Below are 26,456 nucleotides of genomic sequence, written 5' to 3' on the forward strand. Positions count from 1 at the left end.
GACGGTCATGCGGGGGGTGGTGGCCTTGCCCGCGGAGGCGTCGGCGGTGCCCTCTTCGGACTTCTTGCCGCCGGAGCTGCTGGAACAGCCCGCGGCGAACAGGACGCCCACCAGGGCGGTGGCGGTCAAAGTGGCGGCTCGGTGGTGTCTGTGCATGTCCCTTGCACCTCGCTGTGCGGTTGGGGTGGGAGAAGAGCGGAGAGCATCCGTGGTGGAGAGCGACACGCCGAGGGCGAGCTGTGTGGGCGCCCTGGACCTTGTCGGAGCAAGCTGCCCCGGCCCGGGAAGCGGGCGGGCGTCGGATGGATGCCCCTGCTGTGCTGTCGATGAGGTGATGGCTGTAGCGGTCATGGAGGGAGCGGTCTTGGATGTGGACCACGCGTTTCCGGTGACTGGAGCGCGTTAGTAGCGCGCTCTAGTGGCATGACTATGGAGCCGCCCACGAGGGATGTCAACAGGTATGTCAGGACGTTCCAACAAAAGCTCGCCGACCGGATCCCGCGGGGTCAGGTCCCGGCTTCGACAGACGCGCGGGTCACGCGTGCGGTCGGCGAAGGGCCCGGGCTGCCAGCGCCTCCAGCAGGAGGTCGACCGCCTCCTCGAAGGAACTGCTCCCCATGGCGTGCAGTTCCTGGCGCACGGTGGTCAGTGCGGGATATGAAGCGGGGTCCAGCCCCTGGTAGACCTCGCGCCATGCGCGGAGGTCTGCCTCGCGCTGCTGTCGCGGGAGCGCATGGAACGCGGCGTCCATGGCGGCATGGCTGAGCACGGTGTCGATGAACGTCAGGTACAGGCGCGTCGCCTCGGCCGGTTCGAAGCCCGCGGACAGCAGCAGGCCCACCCCGGTCTCCACGGCGCGGATCTCGTTCTCGCGCCGGGTCACCCGGTACGAGGCGAAGGCCGCCGCGCGCGGGTGGGCGAGGTATCCGGCGCGGACCCGCAGCGCCATCTCGCGCAGGTCGGCCACCCAGTCGCCCCTGGAGGCGAACCCCGCCATGGCGTCGCCGATGATGCGGTCGGCGATGGCGAGCACCAGATCGTCGGTGCCGTGGAAGTAGCGGTAGAGGGCGCTGGGGTCGCAGCCCAGGGCGGTGCCGAGCCGGCGCACGCCGAGCGCCTCCGGACCGTGCTCGCCGATCAGCCTGAGGGCGGTCTCCACGATCAGGCCCTCCGACAGCAGGACCCCCGAGCGGGTGGGTCGTCGGCGACTGCGCTCCTGCGGGACTCGGGTGGTCATGCCGGGGCTCCTGTCGCTTCGGACGGCTTCGGACGGCTTCGGACTTCCTGGGACTTATCGGGACTGCTTGGGATCGCCGGGGTCGTGGGGCCGCTGGGGCCGCGGGCACCGCGTACCCGCAGTGAAGAGGCCCCGGACGCCTTATGTCAACAGGATTGACGCAACGCGAAGGTCAGGTGTTCCATCACAGTCCCGCGCGGCTCTTCCCGCCTCCCCTCCCCGCGAGGAGCCTTCCATGTCATCCACACCACTGCGCCGCTCCCTCGGCGTCGTCGACGGTGTCGCCATCGCCGCCTCCAGCACCGCCGCCACCACCAGCATCGCCATCGGCATGGGCACGATCGCCACCATCGTGGGTCTGCAGGCCCCGGCGCTGCTGCTCCTCGCCTTCCTGCCCGTGCTGGGCATCGCCACCGCCTACGCCCGCCTCAACCGCTCGGAACCCAACTGCGGCAACGGCTACACCTGGGTCGGCAAGACCCTCGGGCCCTGGCCCGGCTTTCTGACCGGGTGGGTCACCATCGTCGGCTCTCCGTCGTCCTGATCTTCGCCAACAAGGCCGGCCTGCGCTCCGTGGCGGGCATCGCCCTCGATCCGTCGTCCACCGGCGTCAGCACGGCCGTCGGGCTGGTGCTTCTGCTCGGCCTCACCGCTCTCGCCGTCACCGGCACCCGCGCCACCACCCGCTTCCAGTTCGTGCTGCTGGTCTTCGAGTACGCCGTGCTGCTGGGCTTCTGCGGCTGGGCCCTGATCACCGGCAAGCAGTCCTTCTCCCTCTCCTGGTTCAACCCCTTCGAGATCACGGACGGCACCACCTTCGCCCAGGGCATGGTCCTCGCCGTGTTCTTCTTCTGGGGCTGGGACGCGGCGTTCAGCGTCAACGAGGAGACGAAGAGCCCGGGCGACGCGGCCCGCGGCGGCCTGATGGCCCTGTCCGCCATGCTCGGACTGTTCCTCTTCGCCTCGGTCGCCTTCCAGCGGGAGATGAGCCTGCCCGAACTCATCAAGAACGGCCCGCAGGCCCTGCCGTACCTCGGTGAGAAGCTGGCCGCCGAGCCCTGGGCCACCCTGCCCGTGGTCGCCCTGATGTGTTCGGCCGCCGCCTCGGTCCAGTCCACGCTGATCCCCACGGCGCGCGGGCTGCTCGCGATGGGCCGGGACCGCACCATGGGTCCGCTGTGGACCCGGGTGCACCGCCGGTACGGCACCCCTGCCGCCGGAACCGTCGCCGTGCTGTCGATCGCCTTCGTGATCGCCCTGCTGGCCGTCGCCATCCCGCGGCTGAGCGACATGCTGCTGGCCGCCGTCAACTCCATCGGCCTGCTCGTCGCCCTGTACTACGGTCTCACCGCTCTCGCGTGCGCCGTCCGCTTCTGGCCCGACCGCCGCGAAGGGTTCCGTACGGCGCTGCTCGCCGTGGGCGTGCCGGCCGTGTCCGGTCTGGTGCTGCTCGGTCTCGGCTGCTATCTCGGATACTCCTACCTGACCAAGAGCGACCACTTCGAACTGAGCCCCGACAACGGGTGGTTCATGTTCTCCCTGCCCGCCGTCACCGTCCTCGCCGGGCTCGGGATGGCCGCGGTGGCCAAATACGTCCGCCGGTCGCTGTACTTCAGCAGCGGAAGCGGCACCGACGCCGAGGCGATCGCCCTGCCCATGGACCGCACGGCCGTCTGAGAGCGCCCGTCCGCCCCGACCCGCTCCCCGGCCCCACTCACACCCCCACCACGGAGTCAGCTCCCATGCCGCAGTCGCAGTCGCAGTCGCAGTCGCAGCCGCAGGCCACCGGTCCCGCCGATCTCGTCCTCGCCGGAGGGTCCGTCCACACCGTCGATCCCGCCCGTAGCCGGGCCACCGCCGTGGCCGTGCACGGCGGGCGGATCACGGCCGTGGGCCACGACGAGGTGCACGCACTGATCGGGCCGGGCACCGAGGTCGTCGACCTCGCCGGGAAACTGCTGCTGCCCGGTTTCCAGGACGCCCACGTCCACCCGCAGGGCGCAGGCCTGGAACTCGGCCTGTGCCATCTCGCCGACACCGTCGACCCTGCCGAGTACCTGCGGCGGATCCGGGCCTACGCCGACGACCACCCGGACGCCGAATGGATCACCGGCGGCGGCTGGTCCCTGGAGGCGTTTCCCGGTGGCGCCCCCACCGCCGCGGCCCTGGACGCGATCGTCCCCGACCGGCCCGTCTTCCTGCCCAACCGCGACCACCACGGCGCCTGGGTCAACACCCGGGCGCTGGAGCGGGCCGGCATCGACGCCCGCACCCCCGATCCCGCCGACGGCCGCATCGAACGCGACGCCGACGGCAACCCGACCGGCATGCTCCAGGAGGGCGCCGTCCATCTGGTGGGGCGGCTCGTGCCCGCCCCCACGCCCGAGGATCAGCTGGCCGCCCTGCTGCGCGCCCAGGCCGTGCTGCACTCCCACGGTGTCACCGCCTGGCAGGACGCCATCGTCGGCGCCTACGCCAACATGACCGACCCCGCGCCCTCCTACCGCGCGGCACTGGAGCGGGGACTGCTCACCGCCCGCGTCGTCGGCGCGCTGTGGTGGGACCGCGAACGCGGCGCCGAGCAGACCCCCGAACTCGCCGCGCGGCGCGAGGAGTTGAGCGGTGACAGGTTCCGCGCCGGCACGGTGAAGATCATGCAGGACGGCATCGCCGAGAACCACACCGCGGCGATGCTCGACCCGTATCTCACCGGCTGCGGCTGCTCCTCGGGGGGCAGCGGCATCAGCTTCGTCGAACCCGGCGAGCTGAGGAAGTACGTCACCGAACTCGACGCACTCGGCTTCCAGGTCCACTTCCACGCCCTCGGCGACCGCGCGGTGCGCGAGGCGCTCGACGCCGTCGAGGCCGCCCGCACCGCCAACGGCCACCGCGACACCCGCCACCACCTGGCACACCTCCAGGTCGTCCACCCCCACGACGTACGACGCTTCCGGGCGCTCGGTGCCACCGCCAACCTGCAGATGCTGTGGGCCGCCCACGAACCCCAGATGGATGAACTCACCCTGCCGTTCCTGGGCCCCGAACGCGGCGCCCGGCAGTACCCCTTCGGTGATCTGCTGCGCGCGGGAGCGACCCTCGCCGCAGGCAGCGACTGGCCGGTCAGCAGCCCCGACCCGCTCCAGGCCATCCACGTCGCCGTCAACCGCGTCTCCCCGGACGCACCCGAGGGCACCCCGGAGTTCCTGCCCGGACAGCGCCTCGACCTCGGCGCCGCCCTCGCCGCGTACACGGCGGGCAGCGCCTACGTGAACCACCTCGACGCCCTCACCGGCAGCATCACCGTCGGCAAGGCCGCCGACCTGGTCGTCCTCGACCGGGACCCCTTCACGGGCCCGCCCGAGGAGATCGCCGCCACCCGGGTCCTGCAGACCTTCGTGGCGGGGGAACGCGTCCACGCGGCCCCCGACGCCTGACGCCCGACTCGGCCGGAAGCACCAACCCCCGGGTGCAGTCGGTCGCACCGCACCGCGCCGCAGCGCCGGGACGCCGGTACCGGCCGATGGGGGACCTTCGCGACCCGCGACACCGGCATCGGGCACGACCTCACGGCTGACGGACCGCCCCCCGGCGGGTGGACGCCACCGCGACCACCCGCCGTCGTACGGACTACTCGCCCTTCGGCGCCGCCTGCTGGACGACCTCGAAGGACCACAGCGTGGCGGCGGAAGCCGCGGGCTTGGGGCGGTCCCCCTCCGCGCCGCCCCGGTGCGCCCCCTGCATCGGGCCGTCCCGCCACGCCTGGAACGACTCCTCGTCACGCCACCGCGTGTAGACGAGGTAGGTGTCGGTGCCCTCGACCGGACGGAGAAGCTCGAACCACTCGAAGCCGTCGGAGTTCTCCACGGCGCCGGCGCGTGCGGCGAACCGCTTCTCGAGGGTCTCCCGCTGCTCCGCCGGGACGGTCAGTACGTTGATCTTGACTACGCTCATGATCCCATCCTGCCTGCCACCGCCCCCGCTCCCGCGCACCACCCCCGGCGCGGGAGAGAAGAAGGAGAAGGAGGAGAAGGAGGGGAGGGAGAAGGAGGGGAGGGAGAAGGAGAAGGAGGGGAGGGAGGGGGAGAGGGGGAGGGGGACCGGGGACGCCTTATGGGTCATCAGGAACTGCGAGGCGGGACACCTCAGCAGATGCTTGTGGCGAGGTCGAGCCCTGGCTCAGGAGGTCAGCGTGGGACGTCTCGACGGACGGGTGGCGATCGTCACCGGCGGAGCCCGCGGCATCGGCGCCGCCGTGGCACGGCTGCTCGCGACGGAGGGCGCCCACGTGGTCGTCGCCGACATCCTCGAAGCCGAGGGCCGCGGCCTGGTCGCGCAGCTCGGCGGACGGTCCCGAACTGACAGTCCGAACCAAGTCCGAACTGTCGGCCGTCGCCTCGATGGCGGTGCTGTCGATCTACCTGCGGCAGCGGGGCTCACCGGAGCCGAAGCCGGTCGGAGCCGCCCACGACGCCACCGGCGTGGTGGGCGGACCCCCCCGCGGACGTGTCGTGTCGACCCCTCGATGCGGGGCACTCGGGGCCTGGCGGGCCCGCTCCCGGGCCGTCGCGCTGAGGCTGGAGGCGAAGGACATGGGTCATGGTGGAAACGTCATCGACGAGCTGGTGACCGATCACCGAGAGGTGGAGGAGCTCTTCGGACGGATCGAGGCGCTGCCGTCCGGCGCCAAGAACCGCAAGCTGTACGCGGACCAGGCCACGATGGAGCTGGTCCGGCACTCGGTGGCCGAGGAGGAGTACCTCTACCCGGCCGTACGCGAGCACCTGCCCGGCGGCGCGGCCCTGGCCGACAAGGAACTCGCGGACCATGCGCGGGCCGAGCAGATCATGAAGGACCTGGAAGCCCGCGAGCCGGACGATCCCGAGTTCGACCGGCTCATCGGCATGCTGATGCGGGAGATCCGCGAGCACCTGGTCGACGAGGAGCAGAACCTGTTCCCCAGGCTGCTCGCGACGTGCCCGGCGGACGCGCTCGACGACCTCGGCGACAAGGTCCGCAGGGCGAAGAAGACCGCCCCGACGCGTCCCCACCCGGCCGCCCCGGACAAGCCCCCGGCCAACAAGCTGCTGTCCCCGGGCGCGGGCCTGGTCGACCGGCTCCGTGACACGCTGACAGGCCGAGGCAAACACGCCTGACCCCGCCCCGGCCAGGTCGGCGCTGTTGTCGGCCGGGTGCCTGGCTGGATCGTCGGGGCTTCAGGCCGTGAGGGCCTGGCCTCGGCCGAGGCGGGCGAGGAGCTGGGGGTGGTGGAGGGCGGCCACGGGGGCGACGAGGTCGGGATGACGCAGAAGTGCCGCGGCCTGGCGGTCACGGTCGTCGGGGGAGACCAGGCGACGGAAGTCCGGCGGCGCACCGCGCGTGTGGTCGCCTCCGGTGAGACCGGCCACCGCTCCCGCGGCGAGTCCGGCGTCGGTGAGCAGGCAGGCCGCCCAGCTCGCCACGACCTCGTCCACCCAGCTGCGCCAGGCCGAGTCGTCCCCGTCCCCGTCGGCGTCCGGGTCCGCCGGGGCGCTGGTCCAGTCCAGCCGGGCCGAGCCGCCGGGGCCCACCAAGCCGACCAGCGCGGCGTCCGTGGCGGTCGGATAGCGCAGATAGGCCGCGACGGTCACCGCCTGGCGGGCCTGCGCCTCGCACAGGGCGTGGGCGAGTGCGCCGCCGCTGGCCGGATAGGCCCGGGTCAGCCATTCGGTGGTGGCGGCTATGAGCGGGGAGAGGTCTGCGAGCACGGGGCCGTCCGGGATCTTCGGCGAGGTGACGAGGCAACAAGGTGACGAGGTGACGAAGCGGCGAGGTGCGAGCCATCGTGCTTCGGGGTCTCCTGAACCGTAGCCTGCGGCTCCCCGGGAGGACACGGTCCCGGTCTCACCGTCGACGTGGTCTCAGCCACAGTTCCCGGCCACGGGCCACGGCGCGGGGCCGCGCCGGGGCGCCGGCGGTGATACTGGCGCGGTGCCGTCGACACCACAGCCACAAGACCTGGCCACCCCGCACCCCATAACCCCTGACGCGCCGGACGCCATAGCGCGCCCGCTGCTCACCCAGTCCTGGCTCGACCTCGCCTTCCTCCACTGGGCCGCGGACCCGGCCGATGTGGCGGCGTTGCTGCCGCCCGGCACGGTCCCGGACACCCTGGACGGCGTCACCTACGTCGGTCTGGTCGCGTTCCGGATGCACCGCGTGGGCTGGTTCCGTCTCCCGGGCGTCCCCTACCTGGGGTCCTTCCCCGAGACGAACGTCCGTCTCTACTCGGTGGACGCACAGGGGCGGCGCGGCGTGGTCTTCCGGTCGCTGGACGCCTCCCGCCTGCTGCCGGTGGCCGTGGCGCGGATCGGTTTCCGGTTGCCGTACGTGTGGTCCCGTATGGCGATCGACGCCGACGGCGACACCGTCACGTACACCAGCCGCCGCCGCTGGCCCGGCCCCCGCGGTGTCCGCAGCCGGCTCACCGTGCGGGTGGGCGAGCGGATCTCGGAACCCACCGCGTTGGAGCACTTCCTGACCGCGCGCTGGGGTATGCACAGCGCCTTCTTCGGCCGGCCGATGTACCTGCCCAACGCCCATCCGCGCTGGCCGCTGCACCGGGCGGAACTCGTGGAGTGCCAGGAGGACCTGGTGGTGGCGGCCGGTCTGCCGAAGCCGGCGGGGGAGCCGGTGAGCGTCCTCTGCTCGCCCGGCGTCCCGGCCCGCTTCGACCGCCCCGCCCGTCCGAACCGCCCGGCCGGCATTCCGACCCCCTGACCGGCATTCCGACCCCTGACCTGACCGGTCCGCTCACGGACGGGACGGATCAGGCGAACGTCACCGCGACACGCTGCCGATGCCGCCGATCGCGCCTCGACGTGCAGACCGGCGTCGACGAACGGCGCGCCGGTCATCGTGCCGGACAGGAGCACAGCGAGCCGGGCTCCAGCCCGGTGCCGAACCCGGCGAGGGTGTCGGCCGGCCAGGCGACCACGAGGGCCGGGTGACCGCGGCGGCGGGGTGACCGGGACGGCCAGGCGACCACGAGGGCCGGGTGACCGCGGCGGCCGGGTGACCGCGGCGGCCAGGTGACCGGGACGGCCGGGTGACCGGGACGGCCGGGTGACCGGGACGGCCGGGTGATCGGGACGGCCGGGTGACCCCGTGCCTCCTTGCCCGGCCGGCCCGGCTCCTGCGGGGCGGCGCGCGCGACGAACACCGGCGGCCGTTCCCATGAGGTCGGTTACTGGTCGGGGGCGGCCAGGCCCGGGCCCGGGTCCGGCTCGGGGTTGAACACCGGGTGGTAGCTCTCGGGCGGCGCGAGATAGGCGGCGGCCGGCAGCCCGCCGGTGTCGATCACGATCTGGTCCACGGCGATCGCCGGGTCGACCATGAACACCCGCAGGACATGCTCGCCGGGTTCGCCGACGGTCACCGTCGTGGTGAGCTTCTCGATGCCCTCCTCCACGTTGCGCGCCCAGGCGTCACCGCGGTTGCCGGTGGCGACGGCCTGCCCCGACAGGACGACGGGCGGCTGGTCGTCGAGGGCGAGGGCCAGCCGTCGCGCACCGCGCTCGTCGAGCGACGGCAGCCGGAAGACGGTGACGGGGAACGAGCCGGTGCTGCTGAAGCGCACCCGATACCTCAACTCCGGTGCCCGCGCGGCGAGATCGACGGTGACCGGCGCCCTCGTCGACGGCACGGCCTCCACGGCGGCGCCGCGCCGGCCGAGCCCGCGCACCGTCCGCCAGCGGGCCCCGCCGCGGGCCACCCGGCGCTCGGTGTGCACGGCGTCGATCGAGACGTACCCGCCCGCTTCGACGAACCCGCGCGCCCGCCTGCGTGCCCGCTCCCCGTCGTTGACCACCTTCAGGGGCACCTCGAAACGTTGCCCCCCACTCGTGACGGCCACCGTCGCGTCGTGCGTGCCCTCGGGGGCCCGAGCCCAGTCCACCTCGACCCACACCCGGACCTGTTCGGTCAGCGAGCCGCCCGTCGCACTCAGCCGCACCCAGGGCCGGTCGGCCTGAGCAGCCCAATCGACGGCGAGGAACCCGGTGTTGAACACATCGACGAAACGCCGGTCCCGGGTGGCGGAGGAGAACGACAACGGCCGTTGCGCGCCGGTCTCGTTGCCCTCGGCGGCGACCCCCAGCCCCGAGGTCTCCTGCCGGGCGACCCTGGTGACCGCCGGCCGGCCCGGCGCCTTCGGGATCTGCGAGGGGTACGGATTGATGTAGCCGTCCCATTTCCCGCCCGCCACCTTGGTGTTGTACCGCTTGGTGAGCGCCGCCTCCTGGGCGTGCGCGGCTTCGGCGAGGTCCGCGAAACGGTTGCTCCCGGCGCCGCGGCCCTGCCGTACCGCGAGGGCGTTGCGATCCGCCCAGTAGTACTTGAGGTTCATCAAGTACGCGCCGTGCACCGGGTATTGGAGGAGTTCGTAGAAGGCGTCCTGGCAAGCCGCCGGGAGTTCGGCGCCCAGCGCCACAGTGCGTTCCAGCAGCCGGTCGTAGGCGGCCATGCGGCGTCCCGCCTCGTCCCCGTGGTGGACCACGGAGAAGATGTTCCGGTCGATGAACTCGGGGCGCCGCTCGGCCGCGAGACGGTAGTACTCGGTGCGGAGCGCGGTGATCTCCCGGGCGTGCCGGAGCCCGAACTGCCGCCCGTACCACTCCGCGAGAAAGCCCTCGACGTCGTCGGCGTCCCACCGGTCCACGTCCCAGGCCATGTCCATGGAGAAGGACAGACCGGTTTCGATCGACTTGAGATCGCCGACGTTGAAGATCCACATCCGGTCGGCCCGGTGCTCGTACACCCGGCGCAACTCCTGCCAGATCTTGGCGAGTTGGGTGGTGTCCAGCCATAGATAGCTGCGGGGGCGGCCCCAGTAGGAGAGGTGGTAGTAGATCCCGTTGCCGCCCGGGCGGGCGCGCTCCGCCTCGGTGGGCAGCTGGCGCATGTTGCCGTGGTTGTCGTCCGGCCAGATCAGCGTGACGTCGTCGGGGACCTGGACGCCCGCGTTGTACAGGTCCAGGACCTCCTTGTACGGGATGAAGATCTGCGGCTCGGCCGCCGCGCCGACCTCTTCGGCCAGGATCCGGCGCTGGTCGGCGATTCTGTCGTTCATGACCACGACCTTCTCCGGGATCGTGGTCGCGTTCTTCGTCTCCAGCGCGGAGTCGTGCAGTCCGCGCATGCCGATCGTCCAACTGCTCTCGTACGCCGCGTTCTCCCGGGCCCGGGCTCTCCAGTAGTCGGAGATGACGCCCGGGTTCACCGTGTAGTCGTACACCGGCAGACTGCCGTCGGCGCCCCGGTGCTCCTGCGCCCACGGATCCCACTCGTGGACGCCGTTGCGCAGCAGGGCCTCCGGGTGGCTGGAGCCGACGACGATGCCGTAGCGGTCGGCGAGCTCGGGGTTCTCCCGGTACTTGTTGAAGAAGTCCGAGTACGGATGCATGGCCGGCCACAGGTAGTTGGCCTTGAGCCGGAGCAGCAGCTCGAAGAAGCGCTTGTACGTCTGCGGGCCGATGTTCTTGTCCGGCTCCTGGGTGCGGTGCGACCAAGTGGTCAGGTTCTGCTCGTCGTTGAGGAAGACACCCCGGTAACGGACGGACGGCTCCCGCCGTACGAAGGGGCCCGCCGGCACCGTGACGGCGTCCCGCCGCTCCACGGGTACGTCGGCCCACCAGTACCAGGGCGACACGCCGATGCGTTCCGAGGTGTCGTAGACCCCGTACACCGTGCCGCGCCGGTCGCTGCCCGCGATCACCAGCGCGCGGTCCACCCCGGGGGCCGGACGCTCCACCACCTGGGTCACGGAGGCCTCCCAGCGCCCCCTGACCCGCGCGACGTCCAGCCGCCCCTGCGCGACGAGCCGGTCGATGACCGGGCTCGCGCCCAGCGTGCCCACCAGGACCAGCGCCGCTGACCGTTCCGGCAGGGTGCGCCGCAACGCGGGCCGCACCCCGCCGACCCGCTCCACGTCGGCCTGGAGGTCCCCGGCCGCGCGGACCACGGCCGGATCGTCGGCCGCGTCCACGAACACGTCTACGGCGACGCCGTCACGCACCAGGTCGAAGGCTCGTCGGGCGCCGGACACGGCGTGGGCGTCCGCCGGAAGCACCGCGGGCAGCAGCGGGGCCAGCCCGACGGCCGTCATGCCCTGGAGAAACGCCTTGCGGGACCATGAGGGCGAGGGATCCTGTGGTGCGGTGTGCGGCATCGACGCTCCCGACTAGGCAGTGGCATGACCATGCTAGAAAGCGCTTTCCCGCGCACCTTAGGTCAGCGCCGACCGTGGCGTCCATAACCGTGCACCGCCTGCTCCGGCCCTACCGGCACAGAGCGTCGACGTCCTCCGCGAACGACGGGAACTCGCCCCGCGCCTCGCCGATGACGGCCCGGGCGGGGCGGCGCGGGGCGGCGCGGGGTGGCGGGGGTGGTGGCATGACGCGCGGTCGGCTCGGCCAGTCACGGCCGGGCGTGCGGGTCGCGGTCCGGGGTTCCGACGCCACCGCCCGCCTCGCCCGCCTGCTCGAACCGCTCGCCCGGACCGTCCCGGACTCCGGGATCCTCCCGGGCGCCAACCCGGTCGGGCTCACGGGCGGGGCGTGGGGGTCCCCGGGGTGACCGCGTAGCCGTCGTTCCGGGGGCCCAGTAGGCTCCCCGACATGCGGATCTCCGTTTCCTCGGACATGGACGAACCAGTGGCGCGGGCCCTCGTCGCGGAGCTGCGCGGCCGCGGCCACGACGTGGTGCCGTACGGCGCGCTGCGCCCCGGCGACGATCCCCGCTGGGCGGTGTGCTCGGAGGCGGCGGCGCGGGACGTGGCCGACGGGACCTCGGAGCAGGCCGTGGTGTGCTGCTGGACCGGCACCGGCGCGTCGATCGCCGCGAACAAGGTGTCCGGCGTCCGGGCCGCCCTGTGCACCGACGCCTACACGGCCGACGGCGCCCGCCGCTGGAACGACGCGAACGTCCTGGCCCTCGGTCTGCGCCTGACCTCCGAGCCGCTGCTGAAGGAGATCCTTGACGCCTGGTTCGCCGCCGAGCCGAGCGAGGACGCCGAGGACCGGCAGAACGTGGCCCACATCGCCGGGCTCGATTAGCCCGGCGGGCTTGGCGGCCTCGATTGACTCGATGGCCTCGGCGGCTTGGCGGCCTCGATTGGCTCGACGCCCGTGACGCCCGTGACGCCCGTGACGGCCTCGGCGGGCTTGACGGGCTCGATTAGCCCGGCGGGCTCGGCTGGCTCGGTGGTGGAAACCCGAGGGCGGGCGGTGGTGCGCCCTCTTGCTGTCCGTGGCCGACCACGCCCTGCGCAGCCGCGACTACGTCAACGTGATGGTGGCGGGAAAGCAGCCCTGCTTCGACTGGCTGACCATGGACCAGGCCCGCGTCCACTGCGCGCGCGGCGCCGGCGTCGGGGACTGGGCCGGCACCGAGAACGGCGCCCGCGAACCCGACGCGGTCCTCGCCCGCGCGGGCGACGTGCCCACCCAGGAGGTGCTGGCCGCCGCCCAGTTGCTGCGCCGCACCCTGCCGGAGGTTGCCGTGCGCGCCGCCGCCGTGCGCCGGCGGATGCAGGACGCGCGACTGCGCCACCATGACTGGATCCGGGTCCACGGCACCGACCTCCCGGAGGTTGCGGAGCGGGCCTGGGACGCCTGAGACGGCAGCTCACCCGTGGCCGGGCAGGGCGCACGGAACGGGGCGGACGGCGCAGAAGGCGGGGCAGGAGACGGGGCGTCGTGCGCCCTGGTACGGCCTGCCGCCCGGTGCCTACAGTGGTCGGCCAGCCCTGCACGCGGATCCGGCGAGGCTGGGCCCCGTCCCACCCCCTGTGGTCACCAGTCGTCCTCGTCCCCGCCCGGCGCCCGGCCGGACCCGGGACGGCCCCGCACACCGTGCGGCTCCCAGGGCGACGCGTGCGACGACCACCCGCGCGACAGGCACCATCCATGACACCGCTCGGGCCGCGCGAGGGCCGCCCGCGGTACGAGCGCGCGTCGAGAGCCACTGGAGGCCGCTGTGTCCCGACCGTGCATCGCCCTGATCGCCGACCCCACCTCGCCCGAAGGGTGCCGTGAGTACCTCGCCGAGGCCGTCGAACTGCTCACCGGCGCACCGCCCGTCCGGATCGACTCCCGGCACTTCGCGACCGGCGGCACCGGCCGCGGCATCCGCGACGGAGGCCGGTTACGGCTGCAAGTCCCCGAAGAGCGGCTGGACTTCGTGCCCGACGTCGTCCTGCTCTACGAGATCCCGCCGCATCACCGGCGGGCCCTCGCCGGCTTCCAGGAGCTCCTGGAGGGCCACGACGTGGTGACGCTCGCCGCCGGCCCCGACGCCTGGCGGACCGCGACCGAGAAGAACCTCACCGTCGAACGCTTCCACCGGGACGGCGTCGCCCAGATGGAGACCGCGGTGCTGTCCCGGCCCTCCCTGCGGGAGGCGGCCGGCACGTTCGACCGGCTCGGCCGCGACACCTGGGCCCGGCCCGTCGTCGGCACCGGCGGCAACGACACCTTCCATGTCACCACCCCCGCCCAGCTGGAGCACGCCGCCGCCTACTACGCCGAACGCGGCACCGACTGGCTCCTGTCCCGCGACGCGGGCAACATCACCGCCGACGGCCTGCGTCACCAGTTCCGTGTGTTCGTCCTCGGCGACCGCGTCGTACACGCCCGCGAGCACCTCCAGCCCGCGACCGACACCCCCTGCAACACCTGCCAGGGCGCCACCGCCGTCCACATCGCCCCGCCGGACCTCGATCCCCGGCTCGCCGAACTCGCCGTCGCCGCCACCGCGTCGGTCGGACTGCCCTTCGCCGGCGTCGACCTGGCGGTGGAGAACGGCGGGGTCGTCTTCGAGGTGAACGTCCAGCCCGCGTTCGTCGACGGCGAGCTCGAACTGCACGCCGTGGCCGTGCCCTACGTCCAGGCACACCTGGACGCTCTCGCCCTGGCCTGCGACCGCCCGCCCCGGGGGCTCACAGCCTCAGCGTGAACCACGTCGTCTTGCCCTCGTCCGTCGGCCGCACCCCCCAACTGGCGGCGAGGGCACGCACCAGCACCAGACCGCGGCCCGACTCCTCGCCCTCGACCGCCAGGCGCGGCTGGGGGAGCTGCGGGCTGCGGTCGCTCACCTCGACGGTGAGATCGGTGGCCGTGCGGTGCAGATGCAGGCCGACCGGGCCCTGCGCGTGCTGGACGGCGTTCGTCAGCGTCTCCGACAGCAGCACCAGCGCGTCCTCGGCGCTGTCGGCGCAGTTCCACGAGGTCAGCGCCTTGCGCAGAAAGGCACGCCCCTCCGGCACGGACGCCGGGACGGCCGGGAGATGGGTGGTGACGGCGGCCAGTGGCGCGGCCGGCAACTGTGCGAGCAGCAGGGTGACGTCGTCGTTGTGGCCGTCGGCGTCCGGCAGCAGACCCGCGAGGACATGGTCCGCCGCTGCCTCCAGACACGGCGTGCCGACGAACAACTCCTCCAGCAGCACGGTCAGTTCATCGATCCGTACCTCGATGTCGCTGCCCGGCGTCTCGATCAGGCCGTCCGTGTACAGCACCAGCGTGGCCCCCGGCGGTATCTCCGAACTGGACTGCTCGTACACGACGTCGCCCACGCCGAGCGGGGCGTTGACCGGACAGGGCAGGGCGCTCACGCCGTCGCCCGCCCCGGCCACCAGCACCGGCAGATGCCCCGCCGAACAGACCGTCACCGTGCCCGCGTCCGGGGCGATCACCAGATAGCAGCAGGTGACGAGCTGGTCGGGCACGTCGAGGTCGGCGACACAGGTGTCCAGCGCGCGCATCAACTGCCGTGGCTGCATCCCGGTCTTCGCCAGCGCATGCGCGGCCGACCTCAACTGGCCCATCACCGCGGCGGCTTCGAGCCCGCGGCCCATCACATCGCCTATCAGCACGCCCACCCGGTCGGCGCCCAGCGGAATCAGGTCGAACCAGTCGCCGCCCACCCCCGCGCCCTGGGTGGCGGGCCGGTAGCGGCTGGCGGTGGCCAGACCCGGCAGGGCCGGCGGAGTGCCCATCAGACTGCGCTGCAGCGTCAGGGCGATGTGCCGCTGCTGCTCGTACAGGGCCGTGAGCTCGGCCTCCGCGCGCTTGCGGTCGCTGATGTCCCGCACGATCGCGCACGTCCCGACCACGGTGCCGTGCGTGTCCCGGGTCGGCCACAGCGTGACGTCCACGTCCAGCAGCGCCCCGGTCTTCGTCAGCCGCAGCGTCTCGTAGTGCTCGACCTTCTCGGCGTGCCGCAGCCGCTTGAGCAGCTCACGGACCTCGCCCCGCAGCTCCGGCGGGGCCAGCATCGAGACATGCCGGCCGATCGCCTCCTCGGCGGTGTAGCCGTACAGGCGCTGGGCCGCCGTGTTCCAGTACGTGATGTACCCGTCGAGGGTCTTGGCGAGGATCGCGTCCTGGGACGACTCCACGAGCGCGGCGAGCTCGTTGATGCGCGCCTCGGCCGCCTTGCGGTCGCTGACGTCGCGCACGGCGGCGGACACCAGCAGCCCGTCCCTGGTCTCCAGGGGGCTCAGGCTGATCTCGACGGGGAACTCCGTGCCGTCCTTGCGCAGGCCGTGCAGTTCGAGTCCGGCGCCCATCGGACGGACCTGGCGGTTGGCGGTGTACCCGCGCCGGTGCACGGTGTGCTGGCCGTGGAACCGGTGCGGGATCAGCAACTCGACCGGACGGCCGAGCAGTTCCTCGCGGCCGTGCCCGAACAGGGCCTCGGTCTGGGCGTTGACGAGCTTGATGATGCCCGTGTCGTCGACGATGACCATGGCGTCCGGCGCCGCTTCCAGAAGCCCCCGGAACCGCTCCTCGGCCCCGCCCACGACGCCCTCCGGCGCGGGCGCCCCACAGGCGCACCGTTTCTGCTCGGGCTTGTCCTTCACGCTCTGTCGAACGCCCTGCCGCACGCCTTGCCTGCCGCCCTGCCTGACGCCCGGCTTCACGTTCTGCTGCACGTTCTGCTGCACGTCCTGCTTCACGTTCTGCTGCGAGGCGCCCGCCCCAGACCCCGCGCGCCGCGCCGGTTCCGCCCGCATCACGTCGGCCATCTTCCACCTCATCCCGCACGACGAATCAGGCCATCTCAGCGCCTTCGGCCCGCCCCCGCCCCGCGTTGTCGTTTACTGTCCGCTCCCTGTCCGAACCTGAGCGGCACGGAACCGGTCAGGATTCGAGAAGCGCTCGCCCCGGGGCCGCGGATAGCGTGGGTCGTCAGTTCGAGCAGGCGACGCCGACGGAGACCGCGCGGCCGGTCCCGCGGGACAGATGGGGAGACGATTGAGCATGGTCAACAGCACGGACACGCCGCCGCCTGCGCAGCACGTCGCCGACAGTCACGGTCTGATCCGGGTGCACGGCGCGCGCGAGAACAACCTCAAGGACGTCAGCATCGAGATCCCGAAGCGCCGCCTGACGGTGTTCACCGGGGTCTCCGGCTCGGGCAAGAGCTCGTTGGTCTTCGACACGATCGCCGCCGAGTCGCAGCGGCTGATCAACGAGACCTACAGCGCCTTCGTACAGGGCTTCATGCCGACGCTGGCGCGGCCCGAGGTCGACGTGCTCGACGGGCTGACGACGGCGATCATCGTCGACCAGTCGCGGATCGGCGCCGACCCCCGCTCCACCGTCGGCACCGCCACCGACGCCAACGCGATGCTGCGCATCCTCTTCAGCCGGCTCGGACAGCCCCACATCGGCCCGCCCAGCGCCTATTCCTTCAACACCGCCTCGGTCCGGGCCAGCGGTGCGATCACCGTCGAGCGCGGCGCCAAGAAGGCGGTGAAGGCGACCTACTCCCGCACCGGCGGCATGTGCACCCGCTGTGAGGGCCGCGGCACCGTCTCCGACATCGACCTCACCCAGCTCTACGACGACTCCAAGTCGCTCAACGAGGGTGCGCTCACGATCCCCGGTTACAGCATGGACGGCTGGTACGGCCGTATCTTCACCGGCTGCGGGTTCTTCGACCCGGACAAGCCGATCCGCGGGTTCACCGAGAGGGAGCTGTACGACCTCCTGCACAAGGAGCCGACCAAGATCAAGGTCGAAGGCGTCAACCTGACGTACGAAGGTCTGATCCCGAAGATCCAGAAGTCGATGCTGTCCAAGGACCTCGACGCGCTGCAGCCTCACGTCCGCGCGTTCGTGGAGCGGGCGATGACGTTCACCGTCTGTCCCGAGTGCGACGGCACCCGGCTCAGCGAGGGCGCCCGGTCGTCGAAGATCAAGGACGTCAGCATCGCCGACGCCTGCGCGATGCAGATCACCGACCTGGCCGAGTGGGTCCGCGGCCTCACGGACCCCTCGGTGGCGCCGCTGCTCACCGCGCTCCAGCACACACTGGACTCGTTCGCGGAGATCGGCCTCGGCTACCTCTCGCTGGACCGGCCCTCGGGCACGCTCTCGGGCGGCGAGGCGCAGCGCGTCAAGATGATCCGTCATCTCGGCTCCTCCCTCACCGACGTCACCTACGTCTTCGACGAGCCCACCATCGGCCTGCACCCCCATGACATCCAGCGGATGAACGACCTGCTGCTGCGGCTGCGGGACAAGGGCAACACGGTCCTCGTCGTGGAGCACAAGCCGCAGACGATCGCCATCGCCGACCATGTCGTCGACCTCGGCCCCGGCGCCGGTACGGCGGGCGGCAGCGTCTGCTTCGAGGGCACCGTCGAGGGCCTGCGGTCCGCAGGCACCATCACCGGCCGCCACCTCGACGACCGGGCCTCCGTCAAGGAGACGGTGCGCAGGTCCACCGGCACCCTGGAGATCCGTGGCGCGAGCGCGCACAACCTGCGGGACGTCGACGTGGACATCCCGCTGGGCGTGCTCTGCGTGGTCACCGGCGTGGCCGGATCCGGCAAGAGCTCGCTCGTGCACGGGTCGATCCCGGCCGGCGAGAACGTGGTGTCGGTCGACCAGGGCGCGATCCGCGGCTCCCGACGCAGCAACCCGGCGACGTACACCGGACTGCTCGACCCGATCCGTAAGGCGTTCGCGAAGGTCAACGGTGTGAAGCCGGCGCTGTTCAGCGCCAACTCCGAGGGCGCCTGTCCCACCTGCAACGGCGCTGGTGTGATCTACACCGACCTGGCGATGATGGCGGGCGTCGCGACCACCTGCGAGGAGTGCGAGGGCAAACGGTTCCAGGCGTCGGTCCTCAAGTACCACCTCGGCGGACGCGACATCAGCGAGGTGCTCGCGATGTCGGTGACCGAGGCCGAGGAGTTCTTCGGCGCGGGAGAGGCGAGCACGCCGGCCGCGCACCGCATCCTGGGCCGGCTCGCCGACGTCGGGCTCGGCTACCTCAGCCTCGGCCAGCCGCTCACCACGCTGTCCGGCGGCGAGCGGCAGCGGCTCAAGCTGGCGACCCATATGGCGGACAAGGGCGGCGTCTACGTCCTCGACGAACCGACCACCGGCCTTCACCTCGCCGACGTCGAGCAGCTGCTCGGCCTGCTCGACCGGCTCGTCGACTCCGGCAAGTCGGTCATCGTCGTCGAGCACCACCCGGCGGTGATGGCGCACGCCGACTGGATCGTCGACCTCGGCCCGGGCGCCGGCCACGACGGCGGCCGGATCGTCTTCGAGGGCACTCCCGCCGACCTCGTCGCCTCCCGCTCCACCCTCACCGGCGACCACCTCGCGGCCTACGTCGGCGCCTGACGACCCCGCCGAGGCCGGGCACCTGACGCCGAAAGGCCCCGCAGGCCTGAGGGGCCTGCGGGGCCGGGGGAGTGGAAGAGGCAGGGAGAGGGAGAGGGAGTCGCCGGCGCCGGTTCAGTGGGCGCCCAGACCGCCCCCGCCGAACGAGCCGCTGCTGCCGCGGCTCCAGCGCGGCCGTTTCTTGTCGGTGCTCGGCCGGGTCTGCATGTTGGTCAGCTCGTACGGCGTGAGGGGACGGCCGCCCTCCGGCATCCGAGGCACCTCGTCGGGTTCCCGGTTCTCACGGACCTCGTGCACCGCCCCACCCGGAGGCAGGTGCGGCTGTTCCTCGGGGCGCGGCCGGGCCGGCTCGCGCGACTTGACGCGCGCGCCCAGCCAGAAGCTGCCGGCCAGCACGGCCACGACGGCCAGGCCGACCACGAACAGCCCAAGGCTGAGCAAGCCGCTCGCGGCGGCCAGCTGCAGGCTTGCGTTGGTAGTCATATCAGGCGAATACCCCCGCAACGGGTCATGAACCCGCCACTCAACGCCAGTGACTCTCCGTCCGCGGAACCTCGCGTTCGGCGTTCGGCGAAAGCCGGAGAGACGAGACGGCCTGGTTTGGCGCCGCCCCTACCGGCTACCCGCCAGACGTGACTTCGACGACATCCCAACAGGAACTCTTCCGGTTCCTGGAGGACCGTTTCGCCTGCGCCCAGGCGTGCACCGAGTGTGCGCGAGCCTGTGCGCTGCGCGCGAGCCTCGTGGATCCGGACGGGACCGAACAACAAGAACTTGTCCGACGCAAGGGCATCATGTGCGCGGAGGTGTGCGACGCGACCTGCCGCGTGCTGTCCGAGGACAGCAGCATGGACGAGGCCGGCATCCGCGCCCAGCTGGAGTGGTGCCGGACCGTCTGCCTGGAGTGCGCACACGTCTTCGACAAGTACCCGGGAACCGAGGAGAGCGCGGCCGCCTGCCGTGCCTGCGCCGAAACCTGTACGGACTTCATCGCGACGCTGGTCTGAGCAACCGCTCCGACCGGCTCGTCATACGACGCCCGGCTCGCGTGTCTCGTGCAGCATCCGGCGGACGACCGGCACGGGCAGGCAGGCAGGCCCGGATGCCGGGCCGCCTGCTCCGTGGTCCCGGTGTCCCGCAGCAGTCCCACCAGGACCCGTGCGGGCAGCCCCGGGTGCCGGCCGGCCGCGTCCCGGACGGCGGTGTACGGGTCGCCCAGGAGCCGTACCGCCGAGGCGGCCGCCAGCCGGGGGGCCGCCCGCGGCCCGTGCCCAGACCTCCTCTCTGCCGTCCCGGCCGGCCCGTTCCACCAGTTCGGCCGTCGCGTCCGGGTCGTCCAGAACGAGCCGGCACATCCAGGGGCTCGGATCGTCGGCGTACCGGAGCAGGTCGGTGCGGGGGAAGTTGGGGTGGCCGTGCGGACGGTCGGGGCGGGTCAGGCTCCCGGTCCACCAGCGCCACACCGACAGGAGCAGCCGCGCGGGAGGCGGAGGGGTCGGCCGCGAGCCGCTCGGAGGTGACGGCGGGCAGTTCCATGCGCCGCCGCCAGGCGATCCGGCCGAGCCCCGCCCGGCGCCCGGGCGCCTGCTCGGCGAGGATCAGACGGCCCAGCTGCTCCGGCGTGAGGTTCGGCTGGAACTCGGCCAGTGTCTCGCGCGTCCGCCAGTCGGTGCGCGTCATGGCCGCCTCCACAACCGCCGTCGACTGGGCCCGGTACAGCGGATATCTCGACGCGTCCAGCAGAGCCACCCGTACGTCGTCCGGGGCGGCCGGGTTGCCGCTGAGTCCGTTGGCCCAGTGCGTGCGCAGCTGAGCCGACGGCCGTTCGAACAGCGACTCCCAGGCCTGGGCCCGCGCGCGCGGAGTATCCTGGACGGCCGCCCGCGCCTCGGCCGCGATCCGCTCGGCGATCCGGTCCACGGCCGTGATCCGGACCTCGCCCCCACTGCCGGTCACCCCGAGCACGGTGTCTCCGCCGACCGCCATGGCGACGAACTGCGGCCGTCCGTCCGGCGGTTCGCCCAGCGCGCCCGCCAACCCCCAGCCGGGCACGAGTCGGACCCGCGTCCAGTTGCGCTGCCCGGAGAATGACCGCGGGCGCGGTCCCGGCCGCGGCGATCCGACCCCAGGCCGCGCGGGGCGGCAACGGGCCCTCGGTCCAGCAGGGTTGCGCGATCTCGAGCCCCGCCCGCTCCAGCGGCGCCTTGAGTCCTTCAACCGTCATGGGAGGACATCCTGGTGGGAGGAGATCCGTCCCGCGCCTCTTCCCGCCCCGCCATTCCCAATTTCTGCAACACGTTCTACGGTGTGCGCCGTCAGGACACCGGCCTTGGGAAGCCAGGAGGCGCCGTGCACCTCGACCACACGCCCGAGCAGCTGCGGCTGCGCACCGAACTGCGCGCGTACTTCGCCGAGTTGGTGCCCGACAACGCCTACGCCCGGCACACCGACCCCGTCGCCGCCAAACGCTTCTACCGCAAGACGATCCGCCGCCTCGGCGACGACGGCTGGCTCGGCGTCGGCTGGCCCGAGGAGTACGGCGGACGCGGACTCACCCCGATCGAGCAGTTCATCTTCTTCGACGAAGCCGCGCAGGCCGGTGTCCCGCTGCCCCTGATGGCGCTGAACACGGTCGGACCGACGATCATGCGCTACGGCACCGACGACCAGAAGGCGTACTTCCTGCCGAAGATCCTCGCCGGCGAGATCGACTTCGCCATCGGCTACAGCGAGCCGGACGCGGGCACCGACCTGGCCGCCCTCAAGACCCGCGCGGTCCGGGAGGGCGACGCATACGTCGTCAACGGGCAGAAGATCTGGACGACCAACGGCGACACCGCGGACTGGGTGTGGCTCGCCGTGCGCACCGACCCCGAGGCCCCGCCGCACAAGGGCATCACCATGCTCCTCGTGCCGACCACCGACCCGGGCTACTCCTGCACGGTCATCCGCACCCTCGCCTCCCACGACACCACCGCCAGCTACTACGAGAACGTCCGCGTACCCGTCAGCAGGCGCGTCGGCGCCGAGAACCAGGGCTGGCGGCTGATCACCAACCAGCTCAACCACGAGCGCGTGACCCTCGCCGCGCACGGCACCATGGCCATCCGCGCCCTGCACGACGTACAGCGCTGGGCGACGGAGACCAAACTCGCCGACGGCCGCCGGGTCGTCGACCTGCCGTGGGTGCGCCGCCGGCTCGCCCAGACCCATGTGAAGCTCGACGCGCTCAAGCTCCTCAACTGGCAGATGGTGGGCGCCCTGCAGAACGGCACCCTCACCCCGCAGGACGCCTCCGCCGTCAAGGTCTACGGCTCCGAGGCCCGCCGGGACGCCTACGCCTGGCTGATGGAGATCGTCGCCGCCCCCGGCGCACTCCAGGAGGGCTCGGCCGGCGCCGTGCTCCACGGCGAGCTCGAACGCGGCTACCGCTCCGCCGTGATCTTCACCTTCGGCGGCGGCAACAACGAGATCCAGCGGGAGATCATCTCGTGGATCGGGCTGGGGATGCCGCGGGTACGGCGGTAACGTCGTGTGACGAGGATTTATAGTTGGCACAAAAGATGGATAGTTGGCACCAAGATCACGTCCGTTCTCACAGGTGACGGCGCATCACGTCGATGCAGGTGGCCCGGGCCGCGTTCGACCGGTCCCGGGGGTACGGGATTCCGAGGTTCATACCGCTGTCGGTGGTGATCGGTGGCTGCTGCCAGGCGAGGCTCATCTGCGCGCCGGACTCGGCTCGTGCCGTTGCCACGAGGGCTGCATAGGGGCCCGCGACGGTTGTGGCCTCGATCTGGAGCCATGCCTGGTAGAAGGCCATTCGTGCCAGCAGGCTGCTGACCTCGTCGGTGAGTTGTTGTCGTACGGCGGACGAGGATTCGGGGCGGCGCCGTATGCGGTACGGCATCTCCAGGTAGTCCTCGACCACCGTCAGCGCTTCGGCGAAGGTCTTGGCCCGGCGTTCCCTTCGTACGGCCCGCTGGTTGAGGGCGTAGGTCAGAAAGGCACCGAAGAGGGCGACACACGGAACGATCAGTGCGGTTGTCTGGGCCCAGGTCCAGCCGCTGTCTGTCGTTTGTGCCGCCGAGACGACCTGCACACTTCACTCCCCGGGATGCCGTGAGGGACATCCTCCATCAGCCACTGGCCGCCTTGCTCACCGCCGGTGAGCCGCCAGTAGTGTTCGAGGAACAAGTGTGTGCGGACAATCTCGATGAGGTCCAGAAGCCCTCTGGAACTCGTCCATCGACGCTCGTCCGGATCGAGTGGATACCAGAGGCAGAGGGCGTCGTCGGATGAGTACCGGTGCTTCGATCGGGCCCCGGGCTTGGCGTGGACGCGCGGGAAATCCTCGGGCCGTTGGCCGTACGTCGAGTAGGGAGGGTCCGTGTAGAAGCGGATCTGGATGTCGACGGGGTCGGGCTCGCCTATGACTTCGAGCCCGGTGAGTTCGTATGTCAGTGAGCCGCGGTGGTACGTGTGGCGGAGCTTGTCACCGAAGTGTCGCCGGGCGTCCCGTTCGAGTGGGGCCCACCAGACTGGCTGGGCCCCGTACCAGGTCGGCATGGCGTCACTCACCCCAGGCCCGAGGCTGGGTCGGAGTGATCAGCCCGGTGGCCAGCCCCAGCCCGGAGAGGGCCGTACCACCCGAGCGAGCGGTCCTCGTTAGGCGGTCGGCTTCCTCCTCCGTGGCGTTCACGTCCGGGACGAGTTCCGGGAGCACCTGATGCAGGGCGTTCTGGGCGCTGAGCGGCCGCCCGGCCTTCTCGTGCTCGATCGCCAGGTCGATGTACTTCCGCGCGGTGCAGAGCCGCTTATGTACCTCGCTTCGTGGCATGTTGAGCGGGATCGGGCCGGCGACCTTGGCCGGGTCGGGCGTCGGGGCCTTGTCGATCTCGTCCGCCGCGTAGGTGAAGAAGACCTGCAGCGCGTTGATCAGTGGCATGGGGCCGTCGAGACAGCCGAGGCAGAGGGCCTTGATGTTCCAAGAGCACATGGGCTTGCTGTGGGTGTCGTTCCAGTGTTTCAGCAGCCGGACGGCGCGGGCGAAAACGACGTTGGTGTCGTCGATGGCCTGGAGCACCATCCGCGTGTGGGTGATCGGGTCCGCGCGGTCCCACTCAGCCGCGATCTTCGTGTTCGGGATGTACAGCCCGCGGCCCGACGTGTGCGGGATCGCGGTCATCACGTCTGCGGTGAAGTCGTCCTGTCCCGGCGTGACTGGGTCGCCGAAGCGGACGAGTACGGCTCGGCGGCGGCCGACGACCTCGATGGTGAGCTTCGGGAACTCGTCGCCGAGGTCCTCGCGGATCGCGTCGCGGGCGATCTCCATCAAGGTCAGGGCGCTCTTCCTGTCCGGGCCGTACGGCCCGGCGTCCTTGGCAGTGAGGACCACGCCGAGGTCGACGTCGGTGAGGGGTGTGTTGGCGTCGCCGTGCGCGACACTCCCGTTGAAGTAGGTGGTGGAGCCAGGGAAGACCCGGCGTACGGACGTGGCCAGGAGTCGTCGTCGGCGCTTGGCCTCGGCGAGTTCCTCGTCGGTCACCTGGATCTTGCGGCGTCCTTCGTCGAGGAGCTGTGCAAGGGACTCTTTGCGAACCATCGGTACCTCCTTGCTCGCTGGTGGGGGACGAGGGGGACGTCTCCCACCAGCGCGAGATGTCTTACTTTTCGCGGCGAACGCCCTTGAACGACGCCCCGCCCTCTTTCCCGTCCATGAAGCGGCCCTTCGCGCCTCGCTTCGTCCATGTGCCGGTCCGGGGATTGAGGAGCTGGCTCCGTCGGGAGACGCTGCCGCGACGGAAGCCCTTGCCGGTGTTCGTAGCCCTGCCGCCACCGTCTTTCGCCATGAGAACCATCGGGTTGCGAGATCGGTATCGATGCCGATCTTGCAACCGGAACGGTATGGCCTTGCTTCGACTTTCGCAAGTGGTACCTGATGTGGAAGTATGCGGGTGAGAGGAGGAGATCATGAGCGAGCGGAATGCAGCAGGACGGTTTGACGCGGTCGCGTTTCATACGGCCCTGGATCACGCGCGTCAGGAGCGGGGTCTTCTCTGGAAGGATGTAGCCCTGCAAGCCGGCGTCAGCGCATCGACGTTGACGCGGTTGGCTCAGGGGCGCAGGCCGGACGTGGACGGTCTCGCGGCCCTTGTCACATGGGCGAATCTGAGCGCGGATGACTTTGTTCGTCGGACCGATGAGCCGCGTAGTCAGGACACGCTGACCAAGGTGGCTACGCATCTCCGAGGCGACCGCAACCTCACGCCTGAGGCCGCGGAAGCCCTCGAAGCTCTGATCGCCGTTGCCTACAAACAGTTGGTGACTGATCAGCCGGAGTAGGGGAGCTCCCTATGTCATTGCGTCATGGCTTCAAGGCTGAAGCCAACCGCCTGGCAGTGCAGATGCGGAAGGAATTGCGGCTTCACCCCGCGTCCCCGTTGGCGCCTGCACGACTCGCTGAACACTTGGCGATTCCGGTCAGGACATTCAGCTCTGCCATAGCGGATGACGTTCGCATTGAGCGACTTCTCACCACCGAGCAGGAGGCCGTGAGTGCGCTCACTGTGCATGCGGGGCCACGGCGGCAGATCTGGGTGAACGACTCCCACGACCCGGGGCGCCAAAACAGCTCGGCCGACCATGAAATCGCCCACGCGCTCCTGATGCATCCGCCCGGTCCGGCGCTTGATGTCCGCGGTTGTCGGCACTGGGACGGGGAGATCGAAGAAGAAGCGGACTGGCTGGCCGGCAATCTCCTGATCACCAACGAGGCCGCGTGGTCCATCGCCAGAAGTGGACTCAGTCCTGAGGAAGCGATGCTTCGGTACGGAGTCAGTAGGAGCATGTTGACCTGGCGCATGAACATGAGCGGCGCCAGCGGCCGCCGAAGCCGATCGGCCAGCTGAAGGCCCTGCACCGGTTCTCAGAAGAGGCAGATTGCGGGCTCGATGGTGGGAGAGGCCGATCGCCCAAAGGAACGATGCGACTCGAGGTCCTTTGCCCTCGGACCTGTGACAAAGAGGAAGGCCATCTGATGGAAGATGCCGGAGGCGCTGACCTCTCCCCCGGAGAGGTGCTGCGGGCGCGCTACCGCAGCCGCCTGCCGCGAACCCTGGATGAGCTCGTCGGCCCCTCTCAGGGCGTCGTCGATCTGCCTCTGCATGTGGTCTGGTCCGGGGTCAGTAGTTTCTCCGTCGAGCAGCCCAGGGCGCGCATGAGTCTCTATCGAACCGTGCTTGCCGAAGGGCAGCGTCAGGATCTGATCAGCTTCCTCGACAAAGGCTTGCTGCTCGCGCAATGGCCGGTACTGAGACGGCAGGTGAGCCGGCACCTTCGCGACGTGTGGGAAGAAGCCTTTCCTGAGCTTGCACAGACGGTCGCAGCCTCCGGGTGATATCCGCACGGCTGCCACAACATCGAGCCCGGAGCGGTATCTTGTCCCACTAAGGGTTGTCCCGTAATTGGTCTTTGCCGGGCAGGATGGCCTGCGTTTCTCTGCTATCCGGCGAGGGTGAGGTTGTGCAGGCGGGCGATGC

The 26,456-nt window shown here is 71.1% G+C and carries 22 protein-coding genes and 4 pseudogenes; 16 read left to right on the top strand and 10 right to left on the bottom strand.

Annotated elements, in window-relative coordinates:
• Positions 1 to 535: 535 nt before the first annotated feature.
• Positions 536 to 1,237 (bottom strand): TetR/AcrR family transcriptional regulator, encoded by a 702-nt coding sequence (locus ACZ5SK_RS46505; RefSeq protein WP_334582455.1) that lies wholly within the window; start codon positions 1,235 to 1,237, stop codon positions 536 to 538.
• A 235-nt stretch (positions 1,238 to 1,472) separates the two neighbouring features.
• Here ACZ5SK_RS46505 and ACZ5SK_RS46510 point away from each other — a divergent pair.
• A pseudogene (locus tag ACZ5SK_RS46510) lies at positions 1,473 to 2,914 on the top strand (APC family permease).
• A 65-nt stretch (positions 2,915 to 2,979) separates the two neighbouring features.
• On the top strand, positions 2,980 to 4,671 hold the full coding sequence (locus tag ACZ5SK_RS46515) for an amidohydrolase (protein WP_468577960.1): 1,692 nt from the start codon (positions 2,980 to 2,982) through the stop codon (positions 4,669 to 4,671).
• Positions 4,672 to 4,864: 193 nt separating this feature from the next.
• Here ACZ5SK_RS46515 and ACZ5SK_RS46520 read toward each other — a convergent pair whose 3' ends face one another.
• Positions 4,865 to 5,188, bottom strand: a complete 324-nt coding sequence (locus ACZ5SK_RS46520) for an antibiotic biosynthesis monooxygenase family protein (protein ID WP_099938044.1) — start codon at positions 5,186 to 5,188, stop codon at positions 4,865 to 4,867.
• On the opposite strand from ACZ5SK_RS46520, the pseudogene ACZ5SK_RS46525 reads away from it, so the two are divergent.
• The 3 genes and pseudogenes from ACZ5SK_RS46525 to ACZ5SK_RS46535 all read left to right on the top strand — a co-directional run.
• Positions 5,187 to 5,573: pseudogene (locus ACZ5SK_RS46525) on the top strand (SDR family NAD(P)-dependent oxidoreductase); the annotation flags it as partial. The gene ACZ5SK_RS46520 and the pseudogene ACZ5SK_RS46525 sit on opposite strands and share 2 nt — an antisense overlap.
• Before the next feature lie 43 nt (positions 5,574 to 5,616).
• A pseudogene (locus ACZ5SK_RS46530) lies at positions 5,617 to 5,703 on the top strand (DUF6766 family protein); the annotation flags it as partial.
• Positions 5,704 to 5,826: 123 nt separating this feature from the next.
• On the top strand, positions 5,827 to 6,390 hold the full coding sequence (locus ACZ5SK_RS46535) for a hemerythrin domain-containing protein (RefSeq protein ID WP_319673232.1): 564 nt from the start codon (positions 5,827 to 5,829) through the stop codon (positions 6,388 to 6,390).
• A gap of 60 nt (positions 6,391 to 6,450) precedes the next feature.
• Here ACZ5SK_RS46535 and ACZ5SK_RS46540 read toward each other — a convergent pair whose 3' ends face one another.
• Complete coding sequence (locus ACZ5SK_RS46540) at positions 6,451 to 6,981, bottom strand: hypothetical protein (protein ID WP_334582453.1); 531 nt, start codon at positions 6,979 to 6,981, stop codon at positions 6,451 to 6,453.
• A gap of 223 nt (positions 6,982 to 7,204) precedes the next feature.
• Between ACZ5SK_RS46540 and ACZ5SK_RS46545 the strand changes: the two genes are divergently transcribed.
• Positions 7,205 to 7,993 (top strand): YqjF family protein, encoded by a 789-nt coding sequence (locus tag ACZ5SK_RS46545; RefSeq protein WP_361708338.1) that lies wholly within the window; start codon positions 7,205 to 7,207, stop codon positions 7,991 to 7,993.
• Between the two features lie 133 nt (positions 7,994 to 8,126).
• Here ACZ5SK_RS46545 and ACZ5SK_RS46550 read toward each other — a convergent pair whose 3' ends face one another.
• Both ACZ5SK_RS46550 and ACZ5SK_RS46555 read right to left on the bottom strand, forming a co-directional pair.
• Positions 8,127 to 8,435 carry a hypothetical protein gene (locus ACZ5SK_RS46550; RefSeq protein ID WP_468577962.1) on the bottom strand — a complete coding sequence of 103 codons (309 nt, stop codon included), beginning with the start codon at positions 8,433 to 8,435 and terminating at the stop codon, positions 8,127 to 8,129.
• 24 nt (positions 8,436 to 8,459) lie between these two features.
• Positions 8,460 to 11,378: a glycosyl hydrolase 115 family protein gene (locus ACZ5SK_RS46555; protein WP_468577973.1), complete on the bottom strand. Its 2,919-nt coding sequence runs from the start codon at positions 11,376 to 11,378 to the stop codon at positions 8,460 to 8,462.
• A 287-nt stretch (positions 11,379 to 11,665) separates the two neighbouring features.
• Here ACZ5SK_RS46555 and ACZ5SK_RS46560 point away from each other — a divergent pair, with 287 nt between their 5' ends.
• The 4 genes and pseudogenes from ACZ5SK_RS46560 (at position 11,666) to ACZ5SK_RS46575 (ending at position 14,227) form a co-directional block, all read left to right on the top strand.
• Positions 11,666 to 11,848: a hypothetical protein gene (locus tag ACZ5SK_RS46560; RefSeq protein WP_468158872.1), complete on the top strand. Its 183-nt coding sequence runs from the start codon at positions 11,666 to 11,668 to the stop codon at positions 11,846 to 11,848.
• Between the two features lie 41 nt (positions 11,849 to 11,889).
• Positions 11,890 to 12,327, top strand: coding sequence for an RpiB/LacA/LacB family sugar-phosphate isomerase (locus tag ACZ5SK_RS46565; protein WP_468158871.1), 438 nt, complete (start codon positions 11,890 to 11,892; stop codon positions 12,325 to 12,327).
• A 184-nt stretch (positions 12,328 to 12,511) separates the two neighbouring features.
• Positions 12,512 to 12,889: pseudogene (locus tag ACZ5SK_RS46570) on the top strand (phosphoketolase family protein); the annotation flags it as partial.
• 360 nt (positions 12,890 to 13,249) lie between these two features.
• Positions 13,250 to 14,227: an ATP-grasp domain-containing protein gene (locus ACZ5SK_RS46575; RefSeq protein WP_334582450.1), complete on the top strand. Its 978-nt coding sequence runs from the start codon at positions 13,250 to 13,252 to the stop codon at positions 14,225 to 14,227.
• Here the strand turns inward: ACZ5SK_RS46575 and ACZ5SK_RS46580 are convergent.
• The gene (locus ACZ5SK_RS46580) at positions 14,211 to 16,298 is read right to left on the bottom strand and encodes a PAS domain S-box protein (protein ID WP_468419037.1); all 2,088 of its coding nucleotides are present in this window, start codon (positions 16,296 to 16,298) and stop codon (positions 14,211 to 14,213) included. The two genes, ACZ5SK_RS46575 and ACZ5SK_RS46580, sit on opposite strands and share 17 nt — an antisense overlap.
• 235 nt (positions 16,299 to 16,533) lie before the next feature.
• Between ACZ5SK_RS46580 and ACZ5SK_RS46585 the strand changes: the two genes are divergently transcribed.
• Entirely contained in the window at positions 16,534 to 18,915 is a 2,382-nt protein-coding gene (locus ACZ5SK_RS46585) for an excinuclease ABC subunit UvrA (RefSeq protein ID WP_334582448.1), read from the top strand.
• A 114-nt stretch (positions 18,916 to 19,029) separates the two neighbouring features.
• Here ACZ5SK_RS46585 and ACZ5SK_RS46590 read toward each other — a convergent pair whose 3' ends face one another.
• Positions 19,030 to 19,398 carry a DUF6479 family protein gene (locus tag ACZ5SK_RS46590; RefSeq protein ID WP_334582447.1) on the bottom strand — a complete coding sequence of 123 codons (369 nt, stop codon included), beginning with the start codon at positions 19,396 to 19,398 and terminating at the stop codon, positions 19,030 to 19,032.
• Between the two features lie 149 nt (positions 19,399 to 19,547).
• On the opposite strand from ACZ5SK_RS46590, the gene ACZ5SK_RS46595 reads away from it, so the two are divergent.
• Positions 19,548 to 19,922, top strand: coding sequence for a four-helix bundle copper-binding protein (locus ACZ5SK_RS46595; RefSeq protein WP_334582446.1), 375 nt, complete (start codon positions 19,548 to 19,550; stop codon positions 19,920 to 19,922).
• Here the strand turns inward: ACZ5SK_RS46595 and ACZ5SK_RS46600 are convergent.
• Positions 19,903 to 20,967, bottom strand: coding sequence for a hypothetical protein (locus ACZ5SK_RS46600; protein ID WP_334582445.1), 1,065 nt, complete (start codon positions 20,965 to 20,967; stop codon positions 19,903 to 19,905). The two genes, ACZ5SK_RS46595 and ACZ5SK_RS46600, sit on opposite strands and share 20 nt — an antisense overlap.
• 297 nt (positions 20,968 to 21,264) lie before the next feature.
• Here ACZ5SK_RS46600 and ACZ5SK_RS46605 point away from each other — a divergent pair, with 297 nt between their 5' ends.
• Complete coding sequence (locus ACZ5SK_RS46605) at positions 21,265 to 22,443, top strand: acyl-CoA dehydrogenase family protein (RefSeq protein ID WP_334582444.1); 1,179 nt, start codon at positions 21,265 to 21,267, stop codon at positions 22,441 to 22,443.
• 67 nt (positions 22,444 to 22,510) lie between these two features.
• Here the strand turns inward: ACZ5SK_RS46605 and ACZ5SK_RS46610 are convergent, their stop codons facing one another.
• Both ACZ5SK_RS46610 and ACZ5SK_RS46615 read right to left on the bottom strand, forming a co-directional pair.
• On the bottom strand, positions 22,511 to 23,017 hold the full coding sequence (locus ACZ5SK_RS46610; RefSeq protein ID WP_468577966.1) for a hypothetical protein: 507 nt from the start codon (positions 23,015 to 23,017) through the stop codon (positions 22,511 to 22,513).
• Positions 23,018 to 23,488: 471 nt separating this feature from the next.
• Positions 23,489 to 24,520, bottom strand: coding sequence for a nucleotidyltransferase family protein (locus ACZ5SK_RS46615; RefSeq protein ID WP_468577968.1), 1,032 nt, complete (start codon positions 24,518 to 24,520; stop codon positions 23,489 to 23,491).
• Between the two features lie 368 nt (positions 24,521 to 24,888).
• Between ACZ5SK_RS46615 and ACZ5SK_RS46620 the strand changes: the two genes are divergently transcribed.
• The 3 genes from ACZ5SK_RS46620 (at position 24,889) to ACZ5SK_RS46630 (ending at position 26,314) form a co-directional block, all read left to right on the top strand.
• Complete coding sequence (locus ACZ5SK_RS46620; RefSeq protein ID WP_334582439.1) at positions 24,889 to 25,260, top strand: helix-turn-helix domain-containing protein; 372 nt, start codon at positions 24,889 to 24,891, stop codon at positions 25,258 to 25,260.
• Between the two features lie 11 nt (positions 25,261 to 25,271).
• The gene (locus ACZ5SK_RS46625; protein ID WP_468577970.1) at positions 25,272 to 25,826 is read left to right on the top strand and encodes an ImmA/IrrE family metallo-endopeptidase; all 555 of its coding nucleotides are present in this window, start codon (positions 25,272 to 25,274) and stop codon (positions 25,824 to 25,826) included.
• 128 nt (positions 25,827 to 25,954) lie between these two features.
• Complete coding sequence (locus tag ACZ5SK_RS46630; RefSeq protein WP_468577971.1) at positions 25,955 to 26,314, top strand: hypothetical protein; 360 nt, start codon at positions 25,955 to 25,957, stop codon at positions 26,312 to 26,314.
• Positions 26,315 to 26,456: the final 142 nt, after the last annotated feature.

Source organism: Streptomyces sp. NPDC031474, assembly GCF_055581185.1.

Excerpts from the sequence above, each read along its gene's own strand:
- ACZ5SK_RS46505 (WP_334582455.1), bottom strand. The coding sequence starts at position 1,237 with ATGACCACCCGAGTCCCGCAGGAGCGCAGTCGCCGACGACCCACCCGC.
- ACZ5SK_RS46515 (WP_468577960.1), top strand. The coding sequence starts at position 2,980 with ATGCCGCAGTCGCAGTCGCAGTCGCAGTCGCAGCCGCAGGCCACCGGT.
- ACZ5SK_RS46520 (WP_099938044.1), bottom strand. The coding sequence starts at position 5,188 with ATGAGCGTAGTCAAGATCAACGTACTGACCGTCCCGGCGGAGCAGCGG.
- ACZ5SK_RS46535 (WP_319673232.1), top strand. The coding sequence starts at position 5,827 with ATGGGTCATGGTGGAAACGTCATCGACGAGCTGGTGACCGATCACCGA.
- ACZ5SK_RS46555 (WP_468577973.1), bottom strand. The coding sequence starts at position 11,378 with ATGACGGCCGTCGGGCTGGCCCCGCTGCTGCCCGCGGTGCTTCCGGCG.
- ACZ5SK_RS46560 (WP_468158872.1), top strand. The coding sequence starts at position 11,666 with ATGACGCGCGGTCGGCTCGGCCAGTCACGGCCGGGCGTGCGGGTCGCG.
- ACZ5SK_RS46565 (WP_468158871.1), top strand. The coding sequence starts at position 11,890 with ATGCGGATCTCCGTTTCCTCGGACATGGACGAACCAGTGGCGCGGGCC.
- ACZ5SK_RS46580 (WP_468419037.1), bottom strand. The coding sequence starts at position 16,298 with ATGGCCGACGTGATGCGGGCGGAACCGGCGCGGCGCGCGGGGTCTGGG.
- ACZ5SK_RS46585 (WP_334582448.1), top strand. The coding sequence starts at position 16,534 with ATGGTCAACAGCACGGACACGCCGCCGCCTGCGCAGCACGTCGCCGAC.
- ACZ5SK_RS46590 (WP_334582447.1), bottom strand. The coding sequence starts at position 19,398 with ATGACTACCAACGCAAGCCTGCAGCTGGCCGCCGCGAGCGGCTTGCTC.
- ACZ5SK_RS46615 (WP_468577968.1), bottom strand. The coding sequence starts at position 24,520 with ATGGTTCGCAAAGAGTCCCTTGCACAGCTCCTCGACGAAGGACGCCGC.
- ACZ5SK_RS46620 (WP_334582439.1), top strand. The coding sequence starts at position 24,889 with ATGAGCGAGCGGAATGCAGCAGGACGGTTTGACGCGGTCGCGTTTCAT.
- ACZ5SK_RS46625 (WP_468577970.1), top strand. The coding sequence starts at position 25,272 with ATGTCATTGCGTCATGGCTTCAAGGCTGAAGCCAACCGCCTGGCAGTG.
- ACZ5SK_RS46630 (WP_468577971.1), top strand. The coding sequence starts at position 25,955 with ATGGAAGATGCCGGAGGCGCTGACCTCTCCCCCGGAGAGGTGCTGCGG.